Source organism: Bacillus sp. G1(2015b), assembly GCF_001482475.1.
Taxonomy (GTDB): domain Bacteria; phylum Bacillota; class Bacilli; order Bacillales; family Bacillaceae; genus Bacillus; species Bacillus safensis.
Genome location: NZ_LKIC01000030.1, coordinates 65,777 through 79,335 on the forward strand (window position 1 = coordinate 65,777; position 13,559 = coordinate 79,335).

Annotated in this window: 16 protein-coding genes and 2 riboswitches; of the genes, 12 read left to right on the forward strand and 4 right to left on the reverse strand. The window is 40.1% G+C overall.

Going from position 1 to position 13,559, the window contains the following annotated elements; all coding sequences use genetic code 11:
* The first annotated feature begins 28 nt into the window (after positions 1 to 28).
* The 4 genes from AMR95_RS17185 to AMR95_RS17195 all read left to right on the forward strand — a co-directional run bounded on the left by AMR95_RS17185 (position 29) and on the right by AMR95_RS17195 (position 3,130).
* On the forward strand, positions 29 to 547 hold the full coding sequence (locus tag AMR95_RS17185) for a PepSY domain-containing protein (protein ID WP_039178030.1): 519 nt from the start codon (positions 29 to 31) through the stop codon (positions 545 to 547).
* A gap of 76 nt (positions 548 to 623) precedes the next feature.
* Complete coding sequence (locus AMR95_RS19290; protein WP_180272400.1) at positions 624 to 764, forward strand: hypothetical protein; 141 nt, start codon at positions 624 to 626, stop codon at positions 762 to 764.
* A 133-nt stretch (positions 765 to 897) separates the two neighbouring features.
* A riboswitch (M-box (ykoK) riboswitch) is annotated at positions 898 to 1,062 on the forward strand.
* 208 nt (positions 1,063 to 1,270) lie between these two features.
* A complete protein-coding gene (gene mgtE, locus AMR95_RS17190) occupies positions 1,271 to 2,629 on the forward strand; it encodes a magnesium transporter (protein WP_048238682.1) in 1,359 nt (452 codons plus the stop codon).
* A 102-nt stretch (positions 2,630 to 2,731) separates the two neighbouring features.
* A complete protein-coding gene (locus tag AMR95_RS17195; protein WP_058838963.1) occupies positions 2,732 to 3,130 on the forward strand; it encodes a hypothetical protein in 399 nt (132 codons plus the stop codon).
* 65 nt (positions 3,131 to 3,195) lie between these two features.
* Here AMR95_RS17195 and AMR95_RS17200 read toward each other — a convergent pair whose 3' ends face one another.
* Complete coding sequence (locus AMR95_RS17200) at positions 3,196 to 4,059, reverse strand: LysR family transcriptional regulator (RefSeq protein ID WP_047202741.1); 864 nt, start codon at positions 4,057 to 4,059, stop codon at positions 3,196 to 3,198.
* A gap of 209 nt (positions 4,060 to 4,268) precedes the next feature.
* On the opposite strand from AMR95_RS17200, the gene AMR95_RS17205 reads away from it, so the two are divergent.
* Positions 4,269 to 4,640, forward strand: a complete 372-nt coding sequence (locus AMR95_RS17205) for a cupin domain-containing protein (RefSeq protein WP_082672266.1) — start codon at positions 4,269 to 4,271, stop codon at positions 4,638 to 4,640.
* 127 nt (positions 4,641 to 4,767) lie between these two features.
* Here AMR95_RS17205 and AMR95_RS17210 read toward each other — a convergent pair whose 3' ends face one another.
* Positions 4,768 to 5,097: a MerR family transcriptional regulator gene (locus AMR95_RS17210; protein ID WP_024424656.1), complete on the reverse strand. Its 330-nt coding sequence runs from the start codon at positions 5,095 to 5,097 to the stop codon at positions 4,768 to 4,770.
* A 192-nt stretch (positions 5,098 to 5,289) separates the two neighbouring features.
* Here AMR95_RS17210 and AMR95_RS19295 point away from each other — a divergent pair, with 192 nt between their 5' ends.
* The 3 genes from AMR95_RS19295 (at position 5,290) to AMR95_RS17220 (ending at position 6,468) form a co-directional block, all read left to right on the forward strand.
* Entirely contained in the window at positions 5,290 to 5,445 is a 156-nt protein-coding gene (locus AMR95_RS19295; RefSeq protein ID WP_099663201.1) for a hypothetical protein, read from the forward strand.
* Between the two features lie 38 nt (positions 5,446 to 5,483).
* Positions 5,484 to 5,648, forward strand: a complete 165-nt coding sequence (locus tag AMR95_RS17215) for a hypothetical protein (protein WP_024426818.1) — start codon at positions 5,484 to 5,486, stop codon at positions 5,646 to 5,648.
* A 355-nt stretch (positions 5,649 to 6,003) separates the two neighbouring features.
* A complete protein-coding gene (locus tag AMR95_RS17220) occupies positions 6,004 to 6,468 on the forward strand; it encodes a MarR family winged helix-turn-helix transcriptional regulator (RefSeq protein ID WP_095408317.1) in 465 nt (154 codons plus the stop codon).
* A gap of 241 nt (positions 6,469 to 6,709) precedes the next feature.
* On the opposite strand, the gene AMR95_RS17225 is transcribed toward AMR95_RS17220, so the two are convergent.
* Entirely contained in the window at positions 6,710 to 9,130 is a 2,421-nt protein-coding gene (locus AMR95_RS17225) for a bifunctional diguanylate cyclase/phosphodiesterase (protein WP_058838964.1), read from the reverse strand.
* 246 nt (positions 9,131 to 9,376) lie between these two features.
* Here AMR95_RS17225 and AMR95_RS17230 point away from each other — a divergent pair, with 246 nt between their 5' ends.
* The 4 genes from AMR95_RS17230 (at position 9,377) to AMR95_RS17245 (ending at position 13,207) form a co-directional block, all read left to right on the forward strand.
* Positions 9,377 to 9,991, forward strand: coding sequence for a DedA family protein (locus AMR95_RS17230; protein ID WP_039178042.1), 615 nt, complete (start codon positions 9,377 to 9,379; stop codon positions 9,989 to 9,991).
* 77 nt (positions 9,992 to 10,068) lie between these two features.
* A riboswitch (yybP-ykoY riboswitch) is annotated at positions 10,069 to 10,238 on the forward strand.
* A 31-nt stretch (positions 10,239 to 10,269) separates the two neighbouring features.
* Positions 10,270 to 11,061: a TerC family protein gene (locus tag AMR95_RS17235; protein WP_058838965.1), complete on the forward strand. Its 792-nt coding sequence runs from the start codon at positions 10,270 to 10,272 to the stop codon at positions 11,059 to 11,061.
* A 215-nt stretch (positions 11,062 to 11,276) separates the two neighbouring features.
* Complete coding sequence (sigI, locus tag AMR95_RS17240; protein ID WP_039178045.1) at positions 11,277 to 12,032, forward strand: RNA polymerase sigma factor SigI; 756 nt, start codon at positions 11,277 to 11,279, stop codon at positions 12,030 to 12,032.
* The gene (locus tag AMR95_RS17245) at positions 12,029 to 13,207 is read left to right on the forward strand and encodes an anti-sigma-I factor RsgI family protein (RefSeq protein ID WP_058838966.1); all 1,179 of its coding nucleotides are present in this window, start codon (positions 12,029 to 12,031) and stop codon (positions 13,205 to 13,207) included. The genes sigI and AMR95_RS17245 overlap by 4 nt, the downstream gene beginning before the upstream one ends.
* A 39-nt stretch (positions 13,208 to 13,246) precedes the next feature.
* Here AMR95_RS17245 and AMR95_RS17250 read toward each other — a convergent pair whose 3' ends face one another.
* Positions 13,247 to 13,441 (reverse strand): alpha/beta-type small acid-soluble spore protein, encoded by a 195-nt coding sequence (locus AMR95_RS17250; RefSeq protein WP_024424662.1) that lies wholly within the window; start codon positions 13,439 to 13,441, stop codon positions 13,247 to 13,249.
* Positions 13,442 to 13,559: the final 118 nt, after the last annotated feature.

A 13,559-nucleotide genomic window follows, 5' to 3' on the forward strand; every position in this document is an offset into this window, starting at 1 on the left:
AAGAAATCAAAAAGAGGAGGAAATGAACATGATGAAAAAAGTACTAGTAGCTACTGCATTAACGGGAACTCTTGTCGCAGGTGGTTTCACACTTCAAGCGCAAAATACAAATCAAACAGCAAACGCCGAGCAAGTCGTGCAAAAGAAATCGTCTTTTGTTTCAAAGAAACAAGCTGAAAAAGCAGCCTTAAAAGTGGTGAAAGGCTATGTAGACGATGTGGATCTTGAGCGTAAAAAAGGAAAATGGGTGTATGAGGTCGAGATTAAAAAAGGCGGCTTTGAATATAAAGTATATGTCGATGCAAAAACTGGAAAAGCGCTGAATGATCCAGTCAAAGAAAAGAAACAGAATGTGAAGATCACGAAAAAACAAGCTGAAAAAATTGCTCTTGCAAAAGTAAAAGGCACAGTCACCGATTCTGATCTAGATAAAGAAAATGGTGTGTACATCTATGAAGTTGAAATCACAACACCAAGCGGCGAGGAAGTTGATTTTGAGATTTCCGCTAAAACGGGCAAAATCCTGAAGCAAGAATGGGATGATTAAGCCATCATCAAACCTTACACTTTCATGTGTAAGGTTTTTTCATTGGGACAAACTACGGGAAAGGAGGCGAGAGAATATGAAGAAAAAAGAAGAAGAGCAGACAATGGATTATGCGGAATACGTTCCGCATCCTGATGGAGAAGGATATGCTTTGTTTTTGCATGATTCCTTTCATCTCCTCTCCCAAGAGGATATGAATCAGCCGGAAGAGGAATAAAAAGACATGAAAGGGCGATGGTAAGAGTTGTCCATCGCTCTTTTTTTGAAAAGTAAGCGAATACATAAGAATACTTGGCATCTTGCTTATTGACATCATTCCGCTTTTTCTGTAATCTCAGTGTGTTAACAATATGAGACTTCGTTAGGTGAGGCTCCTGTATGGAGATACGCTGCTGCCCAAAAATGTCCAAAGACGCCAATGGGTCAACAGAAATCATCGACATAAGGTGATTTTTAATGCAGCTGGATTTTATCCTATGCCATACAGTGCTAAAGCTCTACGATTGAAGGAGCAAGTGTTTATTTTGTCATGCTTACAAAGCGCCTTCATTCGGTTGAAGGTGCTTTTTTATGAGAAAAGGAGGTGTGGGGATGGATCATCCCGATTCGAGACACATAGAGAGTATGTCAAAAGATCAGATTGACGCATCAGACAGAGGAGATCCTGACCCCCGCACATTCTAAGGGATTCGGGTATCTCCTGACTTTGGGGAGGTAACAGCGATGATACAGAACATTACGTACGATGAACTCATTTTAAGAATCATTATTTTGTTAAGAGATGGCAAACGCAAAGAATTCAAAAACATTATGGAAGAACTTCAGCCATATGATATGGCCTATTTATTTAAAGAACTTCCAGAAAAACACCGCGGCCGCTTCCTTAGCTTTTTAACAGTCGATGATGTGACGGAAATGATGGGTGAGCTTGAGCGCGAGTACCAAGAAATTGTGCTTGAAAAAGTAGGGAAAGACAAAGCCACCTTCGTCACAAACAAAATGGATAACGATGACCTAGCCAACTTGTTTGATGAAATGGATGATGAGCTGAAAGATCAGCTTTTATCAAACATGGAGGCAGAGGAATCAAAGGCCGTCCAGCTTCTCATGAATTATCCTGCTGAGACAGCAGGCCGGATTATGACCAACCGGTACGTATGGATTCCTCAGCACTATACGGTTCAGGACGCAGTTGTGAAGTTGAAAAGCTTTGCTGAAATTGCAGAATCGATCAACTATTTATATGTCATTAACGATCAAAAGCAGCTTGTAGGGGTTCTGTCCTACCGCGATCTCATTTTAGGTGAACCAGATGAAAAAGTGCAGGATCTTATGTTTACAAGAGTCATTGCCGTTGGAGCCTTTCAGGATCAGGAAGAAATCGCCAAGCTGATTGAACGGTATGATTTTCTTGCCATTCCTGTCGTGGAAGAGAACAATGTCCTCGTCGGAATCGTCACAGTCGATGATATCATTGATGTCGTCATCCAAGAGGCAGGAGAAGACTATGAGAAGTTCGCAGCCTCTGGTAAAGATATAACATTCGACACGCCCGCTTTTGTTGCAGCATACCGACGTCTCCCGTGGCTCATTTTGCTCTTATTCATTGGGCTGATTTCAGGCAGTATTTTAAATTACTTTGAAGATACCCTTCAGCAAGTCGTCGCTTTAGCCTTCTTCATGCCAATGATTGCTGGGATGACAGGGAATACAGGGACACAGTCGCTAGCGGTCGTCATTAGAGGACTTTCAAAAGAGGAATTAACTAAAAAAACCATTGTACGCCTGATTTTTAGAGAGCTCCGAACCAGTATTTACATTGGGATTGTCTGTTCCATCATTATTACAGTCGTCGCAATGGTGTGGCAGGGCAATATGATTTTAGGTTTTGTTGTCGGGTCCTCACTACTTGCCACACTGATTATTGGAACGATGGCAGGTACGATCGTGCCTATTATTTTACACAGATTAAACGTCGACCCTGCTATTGCATCTGGGCCGCTTATTACAACATTGAATGATATTTTATCACTGCTCATCTATTTTGGAATTGCGACAGCATTCCTCCATACACTTATGTAGCAAGAAGACTGTAAAACATGACGTTTTACAGTCTTTTTTTGTATAAAGATTGCATATAGCGCTTCCATCCTTTACATTTTAAGGAGAAGGTGGGAGAGAAACATGAAGAAGTTTTTATTCATTGTGATGTGTTTGCTTTTGCTGAATGCATGTCAAAGGGAAGACGAGGGGAAAGACCGGAGGCTAGTGGCTGCAGAGCATATGCTTGAAGCCATCACTGAAGGAAATAAAAGAAAAATGGAAGACGTCTACGTCGAAGGTGCGGTCCCGAGCCCAAATGACATTCTGAAATTGAAAAAAGAATGGGGCATAGACACACTTTCTTATGAGGACTTTCAATTGGAAGAAGCCAGCATTCATGTGTTCCATGCGAATTACGAAGATGCAAAAACCGGGAAGAAAAAGGCACTTGCCCTCCGGGTGAAAGAAGATCCAGAAAGAGGCGGTGTGCTAATTGACTTTGTAGGGGTTGTTGAAGGGTCTGAGGCATCCTCTAAATAAAAGTCAAGGTATATTTAAAAGGATAGAAGAGCCGACAAAAATAAGCTCTCCTATCCTCTTTTTTATCACAAATCAGTTATACCCATTAACTCCATAAAGTGTGAGAGGGCACTGGTCATGTAAGAATCGCGGCGCCTTATAAACACAGTGGGTACTATTCTATGTGGCTCCGGTAATGGATGACAGGTAAAGCCGCCTTGCACCCGGGATTCAACCATAGATTTTGGCAATACGGTAACTCCCAGTCCGTTTTCAACGCATTTAAGCACGCCCTCTAAAGTACCATATTCCATTACCTTCATAGGAGGATAACCGCTGCTCTCTAGCCATTGCTGCCAACGGCCTAAATAGATGCAATGAGCGAATGACGAGAGCAATGGTTCGTGTAAAATTGATTCTACCTGGAATTGCTCCGAGGAGTAGCTTGTAATCAGGACCAGGGATTCGTCCAATACAGGATACTCCATAATTTCCGGATGAAGAATGGGCCCATCTACCAATGCGCCGTCTACCTTGTAGTTGAGAATAGCGTTAACTTGATCTACTGTAGGTGCCATATACATACTCAATTCTACTTGTGGAAAATTCTTATGATATTCGGCAAAAATTTTTGGCAATCTTGTAGAAGCGGTTGACTCTATAGATCCAATGTGTAAAGTTCCCCGCGGAGTAGAGGAAAGCTTTACTGCCTCTATCGCTTCTTCGAAATCGTAGAGTAATTTGTTTACATAGGGCAATAGTTCGCGTCCTGCAGGTGTTAAAGATATCTTCTTATGATATCGATAGAGAAGAGGAACTCCTAATTCTTGTTCAAGACGTTGGATTCGTGCAGTAACATTGGACTGCACATAATTTAATTTCTGTGCCGCTTTTGTGATGCTTTGTTCAATTGCAACGGCTTTAAAAACTTCCAAAGATTTAATATCCAAAATAACTCTCCTTTTTGCATCACAAATTGTGATTAACTATACGTTATTTTTTGATTTTACGTGATCCAACGGAATAAGTAAACTTAATGATATAAGAGGTTGATGCTAATTGTGTCCCTTGGTATTTGATCATGAGGAGGATGGTGAGGTAGGGAATTTTATCTGGAAAAAGATAAACAGACGTTTCCAATGAATGAGGAGGGAATCTATTGATTTCTAAGACGAATATCCAAGAGAAATTTTTGCAAATAAATGATTATTGGAATCCTAGAATAAGCGGAGAATTGAACGATTCATACATTAAAATGGTAAAAGTTAAAGGTGAATTCATTTGGCATCACCATGATGACGAGGATGAAATGTTTTTTGTATGTAAAGGGAAGCTGGTCATCCGTTTCAGGGATAAAGAAATAGCTCTTAATGAAGGGGAGTTTATTGTGATACCTAAAGGAATTGAACATCAGCCAATTGCTGAAGAAGAAGTTCATTTGCTATTAATTGAACCTAAAACGACTCTAAACACTGGGAATGTGGTCAATGAACGAACCGTTTCGATTCCTGAACGAATCGATGAACACTAACTCGTTGCACTTAACAGGCGCGTTAGTTAAAAAAGAGGCAGCAATCGCTGTCTCTTTTTCATTCAGCAATTGCAACAATCAATACGAACAAAGCTTTGATTTTAAAGAGTAAGCGATTCTTTTTTGTTTAACGATTTTTATACCGAAAGTGTGCATTAATCTGGCCTTCAAGCATTTTTTTCTTAAATTGTCCGCTTTTTAGCGCTTGTTCTTTTTTCTTCATGTCTTTTAAAATTTCAGCTGTCTGCACACCGTCTTCCCGTTTATTGGCGATGTCCATTAAACGTTCAACATCTGCAAAAGAATATTTCCGTGTGCCTCTTGTTGAGCGCTGGGGGTAAATGAGTTTACGTTCCTCATAATATCGGATTTGCCTGACGGAAAGCCCTGTTAACTCACTGACAATCCCGATTGAAATGACTTTTTTATCTTTATAAGATACATCTTCCTGCGTCATATACTCACCCCTGCAAGTCTTTTCTTCATATTATATAGAACGAGAAGTAAAAAAACCTATCGTTTGTTAGAAAATATAACACAAAAACGAAAAAAATGAAAAAACTATGGAAGGAAAGATAACAGGTAATGTGCAATGCATCTTACGTCGGCATATAATCATGGTGAGTTGACATAGGAGGAGGAGCATATAATGGAGCAAGCACAGATCATTCGTATGGCAAAAGAAATCATCGCATTAGATGTGAAGAGGGATGAATTGCTCGAGCAATTCATGCAGGCTGCGGGTCAGAATGCACATGCGCTTCTAAGAGCCATGCAAAATGATTTGTATAAGAGGTCTTCATAAGCACCCGATCCAAATCACTTGATAGGAGGGGATAATCGGTGCGGCGTATATTAAAAGAAGCTTTAGCAAAAGAAAGACATTATTATACGAAGCAGCTATGTTCATTGGGGGTTTACAGCCCTGATGCGGCCAAGAACATGACAATTAGTGACTTAAAAAAAGAGTATCATTTCTTTTTCAACAAAACAGAGCGCTGTTTGTAAAAATCCCTTGAAATGTGCGTATGTCACATAAAGGGTTCTTTTTTTGTTTAATATTATAGCAATATTGAATTTTGTAGAAATTTGGCGAATGAAGTGCAAGAAACCATAGATTCTTTACAGATTATGTTAAAGTGTGTCGCATCTTGATGGTTTGCTGAAAAAGCTTTTTTTCGAGATGATTGTGAAAAATAAGAAGGATTTTAAAAGTTTATATCGAAAACTTATACATAACACGAATGGAGTCACTTATGTGGTTGAAAGGGTTTTCAAAAACGTACTTCTATTTTTTACGAAAGGCTCCAACTGCACCGCAAGACAGCCTTGAAGTTAAAAAAATATTATAAGAGGTAGATATGTGATGAGACTATCGTTTAATGAAGAAGAAGTAGAACGCTCAATGACGCTTTACAAGGTTTTTGCAAGAGCATTTAAAAGCGTTTCAGAACACAGTATTAGAGACAGCAAAGAGCATGGGTTTAATCCAACTGAATTTGCCGTACTTGAATTACTGTACACGAGAGGTGCTCAAAAGCTTCAGCAAATCGGCTCAAGACTCCTGCTTGTCAGCGGGAATGTGACGTACGTAATTGACAAATTAGAACGAAATGGTTTCATTGAAAGAGAACAGGACCCCAAGGATAAACGTTCGGTTTATGCCCATTTAACGGATAAAGGGCGAAGCTATCTTGACAAGATTTATCCGATCCACTCTCTTCGGATTGCGCGTGCATTCTCTGGTCTGACGCGTGAAGAACAAGAGCAACTGATTAGTCTATTGAAAAAAGCAGGTATTCACAGTCAGCATTTATTATTTAGATAAAACGAAAAGGTGCCATGATTGGCACCTTTTCAATTGTGGACAAAGGGCTAAAGTGATCTTTATTTTAGCCCTTTGTCTTCTTCTCAGTTCTCAGCTCAGCGTGACAGAAAACCTTTGAAGTCTAGGAAGGACGAGTACCGGAGCGGAGCGAATTGAGCATTCGTGAGCACCGGAACGCAGGACTGACACCGAATGCGAGGGTTTGTCTGCACGCTGGAAGGTGCCATGATTGGCACCTTTTTTATGTATCAAGATGAGCCGGATAGGCGATGAATTTTTCGATATCGCTTGCTGGCAGCGGCTTGGCATAATAAAACCCTTGCAGGTCGTCACAGCCCTGGGCAGATAATAGCTGGGCCTGTGCAAATGTTTCAACACCTTCTGCTATCACTTCGAGAGATAATTGGTGTCCCATCGCTATAATAGCCCCTGTAATCTGTTCTGACTTTGAATCACTTAAAATATCCTCAATAAAGGATTTATCAATTTTCAGTCGATGAATAGGTAAATCCTTTAAATAGCTTAAGGAGCTGTGGCCTGTACCGAAATCATCAATACTAATGCGGACGCCAAGTTGTTTTAGCGATGTTAGCACTTGTTTTGATTGCTTGATATTGTCCATTGTCATACTTTCTGTGACTTCAAGCTCCAAGAGGGACGGTTTCAGGTCGTATTTTTTCAGTGTCAGCTTGATCAAATCAATTAAGTCTTCAGAATTGAATTGTTTCGCAGATAAATTCACAGCCACAGGGATCTTTAGCCCATCGTCATACCACCTTTTTGCCTGCTTACCAGCCGTATCAATGACCCATCTGCCAATATCGATGATCAGTCCTGATTCCTCTGCCAGCTCAATAAAAGCCTCAGGTGACTTTAAGGAACCATCTGGTGCCTTCATTCTTAAAAGGGCTTCAACCCCAGTCATCTGTCTTGTTTTGGCACTGACTTGCGGCTGGTAGTGAAGGACAAATTGTTCTCTTTGAATGGCATCCCTCAGCTCTAGCTCCCGGTTTAACCTGTCCTCACTCAATCTTTCCATGGATTCGGTAAAGAACTCATAACGGCTTTGCTTATGTTTTTTGGATAAATACATGGCCATATCGGCTTTTCTCATCAGCTCCATTCCGTCTTTGCCATTTTGCGGAGAGATAGCGATCCCAATGCTGATCGATGTAATGAGTTGATGGTTCTGGATGAAAAAAGGACGTTCAAATTGATGAATGATATTTTTAGAAAATTGTTCGACTTTATATGTATCATGATCCATGTGAGGAAAGATCATTAAAAATTCATCGCCGCCAAGTCTTGCGATAAAGCCATTGTCCGGTAAACATTGTGTCAGTCTATTTGCGGCAGCTTTCAGCAGTAAGTCTCCGATGTTATGCCCAAGTGCATCATTAATAATTTTAAAACGATTTAAGTCAAGAAACAGAACCGCTGTTGATGTTTTTGACTTTTCTTGAGCGGAGAGAACATCATTTAAATGATTAATGCCGTGGCGGCGGTTAGGAAGCTCTGTTAATGCATCATAATGTGCCATCACATGAATTTCTTTTTCTGCTATCCGCTGCTGCGTTAAATCTTTTAAAACAAGATAAATGCTGTCGAGTGAATTGTTTACATGGACAGGTATGTAAGTGACATGATAATAATAAAAACGATCTGCTGCTTTCAGTTCTGCTTCGCGTGTAATGGCTTTTTTTGACTGAGAAATAAATTCTTCCCACAATTCAGTAGGCATCACATATTGGCTGACATCATCACCAATCTTAGAATTGCACAACTCTAAGATTTGTTTACCTGAGTCATTTGCAGAAAGCACCTTTCGATGGACAGATAACACGATAATACCGTCTATATTATGCTTGATCAGCGATTGAAACCGCTGTTCATTTTCCTTCAGCTGATCTGACTGTGTCATGATCCGGTGATCAATATAGGCACCAAAGATCATCAGCGTTTGGACAATCAGTGTCATCAATCCTATGAAAAGCGACAGGCTGAATGGCGACATTTCAAAAAAACCACCTTCAGCGGTCTGTCCATTTGTATGATAAAACATGGTAGAGGCAGCCATACCAGTATAATGCATACCTGCTATAGCACCGCCCATCAACATTGAACCAAGACCCTTTAAAAGATAATTCTCCCGTTTACTTTTAGTGCGGTCAACACGAAAGAAGAGCTTCAGTGAGAAGTAGGAGGTAATGGCAGCAATGAAAAACGAAAGAAAAAAGAGGACTGGATCATAGCTGATTGAGACATTGGTCATTGATTCCATTCCAAGATAATGCATGCTGCAAATAGCTGAACCCATGGTGATTGAACTAATGAGCAGCCGTCTTTTAGAGAGCTGCTTTTGAATGCATATTGAAAAAGCGATCAAGGATCCGATAAATGAGGCCAAAATCGATAAAATCAGTAAGTATGTATCATATGTGATGCCAACACGCATTTGAAATGCCATCATGCCAATAAAATGCATCGACCATATCCCCATTCCCATGATCATTGCACCAATGAGCAGCCATACCTTTTTCTTTGCACCGCTTGATTGTGCTACCCTGCTGGCTATATGAAGAGCTGAGTAGGAGGCAACAGCGGCGACAGCGATTGACAGAAAGACAAGCCATCCATTGTAGCTTCCTGTTAAATGGGTCATGTAAGAAAACCTCCAGTACTTTAAAACAGACATATACTTAATATATCGGATCGAATGGCTTCTGTGTTCACCTTTCCTTCACTTAAATACAATAATCAACGTTTTTTTCACCCTTCTTTTATAGTAAAATCAAATTTAATGTAAAAAAACGACGAAAAGCGAATCGTTTCTTCGGTTTTATTCGTTTAATATATGGTGTGATTCTAAAAGAGATAGAATCAGTCAAATGATTATGTTTGAAAGGGATTGATAAACATCGAAGATTTTATTATTTCTTTAGCTGATGCCTTTAAGAACTTGTCATACTTTGGCATCTTCCTCGCATTATGCATTGAATTTGTACCTGCTGAAGTGGTTTTGCCTCTTGCGGGTTACTGGGTCTCAGAAGGGGACATGGCTTTTATCGGTGTTGTGGCGGCCGGCTCCATTGGCGGCGTGGCTGGTCCTTTGACCTTGTACTGGTTAGGACGTTACGGCGGCAGACCCTTTTTAAATAAATATGGAAAGTACTTTTTTATAAAACCTGAGTCGCTTGATAAATCGGATGCTTTCTTTGAAAAGCATGGCGGATTCGTCGCATTCAGCGGCCGGTTCATACCAGGAGTCAGAACACTTATCTCCATCCCGTGCGGTATTGCCAAGATGAATGTGTGGGTCTTTTGCCTGTATACGTTTTTGGCAATTACACCAATTACGTTTGTGTATGTGTATCTTGGATTTATGCTCGGAGAGAACTGGAAAGAGGTTGGCGCCATCTTAGATCCATATCTTTTACCAATTGGGATCGGTGTTGTGTTATTGTTTGTTCTCTACTTATTGCTAAAACGAAGAAAAAGAAAAACAGAAACGCCAACTGCCTAATCAATGGATCGAAGTGAATTTCACCTGTTGACAATCCAGTGTCTATTGATTAAGATATAAGTAATCTAAATATTCTAAATCCCGCCAAAGGGGAGTAGCGTCCGGTTTTACCGGAAACAAAGTCGTCATTACATGGACTGATGTTCATCGGCTTTGTTGGCATGATTCTACATATCACATGTCTAGCAAGACCTTTGCCATTACAGGCAAAGGTCTTTTTTGCATTCATAAGCCTTTGTCTGTTGTGGGACAATAGATAAAAACAAGGAGGAATGATGATGGATGCAACCATTATTTTAGAGTACGGGTGGGTTCTACTCGTACTGATTGGATTAGAAGGGATTTTAGCAGCTGATAACGCGCTGGTCATGGCCGTGATGGTCAAACACCTTCCTGAAAAACAAAGAAAAAAGGCACTGTTTTACGGACTTGCAGGTGCGTTTGTCATGCGATTTGGTTCTCTGTTTCTTATTTCGTTTTTAGTGGATGTATGGCAAGTTCAAGCCATTGGCGCAATTTATCTTCTTTATATTTCCATTCACCATATTTTAAAATCGCACGTATTTAAGAAAAAGGAAACTGAAACAAATATGAAACAAAGCGGCTTCTGGGCAACAGTCGTGAAAGTAGAGCTTGCCGACATTGCTTTTGCTGTTGATTCCATATTAGCGGCCGTCGCTTTAGCTGTGACACTGCCGAAAACAAGTCTTCCGCAAATCGGTGGACTCGATGGCGGTCAATTTATTGTCATTCTTTTAGGCGGTATTATTGGTCTTGTCATTATGCGATTTGCAGCAACTGTCTTTGTGAAACTGCTCAAAACAAGACCGAGCCTAGAAACAGCAGCATTTGTCATTGTCGGATGGGTGGGTGTGAAGCTCACGCTTTATACACTGTCACATCCAGCCATTGGGGTCGTATCGTCTCATTTTATCCATTCAGCATTATGGAAAATCATTTTCTGGACAGTGCTTCTCGCAATTGCAGCATTTGGCTGGTTTTTATCAAGTCCATCAAGAAAAGGCGGGCAGGAAAACGAGGAGAAACAAGAGGCGCGCCTGGGAGAGTAGGTTTTTTGAAAGAAATATCATTTCATTTTCATAACACGTATATTACAAATAAGGGGGAGATACCCCCTTATTTCTTTGCTTTTAGACGAAACATTGTAAAGTAGATGATGACATACATGTCATAATTGAGTAACAGGAAATGAATTCCTCATTTCTTCCTTTGCGCTTCCCTCATAAATTAGCTATCATAAATGAGTAATATAGGGAGAACTGAGGTGAAACCATTGCTTAGCCTTTTGTTTAAAAAAGGAAAGAAAAAGCAAACATTAGAGCAGTCGGCTATCAGTATTCAACAAGGTGATAGCGAACTGCAAAATGCATTAATAGAGCAATACAAACCATTTGTCGCTAAGACGGTTTCATCCGTTTGTAAACGATATATAGATGAAAAAGATGATGAATTCAGCATAGGCTTAATTGCCTTTAATGAAGCGATAGAAAAATACTCTGCCGAAAAAGGAAACTCACTGCTTGCTTTCGCAGAATTAATTATTAAAAGAAAAGTGATTGACTATATTCGTAAAGAAGCAAGAAATGCGCCAACGGTTCAAATGGACCTGCAAGAAAGTGAGAATGGCGAATACTCTCAAAGCATGATTGAAGCAGAGCTCTCTGCAAATGAATATAGGCGTTTAATTGAACAAGAACATAGAAGAGAAGAGATTGAACATTTTAAAGAACGACTGAAAGTATACGGTCTCACGTTTCAAGAGCTGCTTGAGCATTCACCAAAGCATGCAGATGCCAGGCAAAATGCCATTAAAGTAGCCCATACACTCGTTGAACACGATGAGCTGAGAACGATTTTATTTCAGAAAAAACAATTGCCGGTCAAACAGCTGGAAAAGCTAGTGGAAGTCAGCCGCAAAACGATTGAGAGAAATAGAAAATATATCATTGCGATGGCGATCATTATGACAGGTGATTATGTGTATTTGAAAGATTACCTTAAAGGGGTGCTTAATTCATGAGAAGAGGCATTATAGTAGAGAAAAACAAAAAATATGTCACGCTGCTGACCCCTGATGGACAATTTCTGCGGACAAAATATGAAGAGCAAAACTATGAAATCGGCCAAGAAGTGACATTTCCAAATGAATCACGTCTTGAAAGAAAAAGAGCCGGTTTTTTTGACCTGCTTCGTTTACGTCCTTTAAATGCAGGAATCCTATCAATAGCAGCGATTATTGTCGTAATTTTTACTATGATGCCATCTTTCTCAAGTCAAAAAGCATATGCGTATATGACAATTGACATTAACCCAAGCTTTGAGCTGAAGCTTGATCACAATTATCAAGTGATCGGTGTCACACCGCTGAATAAAGATGCGAAGCAAGTACTGGCGAGTATGAAGGATTTAGAAAAAAACGACATGACCAAAGTCGTGCAGGAAATTATAGATGACTGTGACAAAAAAGGATATGTGAACGACTCTAAAAGTATTTATATTTCAACCGTTTATGAAAACAAGCAGGACAATACATATAAAACAAACGTAAAAAGCAAAATTAATACCATTTCTGGTGAATATCAAAAACGCAATTATAAGCTGGAAGCTGTGGAAAGTGACCTGGAAACAAGGGAAAAAGCTCAAAAGGCAGGCATTTCAACAGGAACATATATTAGAAATCAAGAAATGCAAGACAAAGAACATGAAGATATCAAAAAGGATGAAGACGCAGCAGAGAACGATGCTGTGAAGGAAGAAGATCCTAAGAAACATGATGAAGAACAAGCAGATCAAGACAAACAAGAAGACGTAAAAACAGACGATAGCAAAGAGATGCAGCCAGATCAAGAGGCTCCAGAAGCTGAGGACAAAGAGCAGAAGGAAGCAGAGAGGGAAGAGCAAGGATCTGTTCAAAAGCCTCAAAAACCTGAGGATGAAAGCAAAGACAACAAAATAAAGGAAGAAAAGGTTCCTTCTTTCGATAAAGAGCAAAAAAAAAATCACTCAACTGATCGTGATGAAAGAAGACACTGGAACGGACCATCACGTGGTGATGCGGAAAAACACGCAAAAAAAAACGGCAGGGATCTGAACAATCCTTCCGCTGAACAAAAAAGAGAACATGCAAAGCAAAAAGGGGAAGGTGCACCGTTTCCTTATCGCGAGAACCGGCATGAGCACACATATGAACAATAAAAAAACGCCAGAATAGCTCCGGCGTATTTCACCATGTCTTTATTTAGATTGATTGCCCATTTGTGATTGAGCTTGTTGAACGAGTCTTTTTGTGATTTCACCACCAACAGAACCGTTAGCACGTGAGACTGTATCTGAACCGAGAGTGACGCCAAATTCTTGCGCGATCTCGTATTTAAATTGATCTAAAGCTTGTTCTACTCCAGGAACAAGAAGTTGATTTCGATTTGCCATGTCATATTCCTCCTTTCACCTCATGTTTGTTGCGCCTTCTTATTTTGAAAAAAACGGCGTGCAATTATGCTGGCAATTGCTGTACAAAAAAGCCGAGGTGATGGAAGTCACCTCGGTT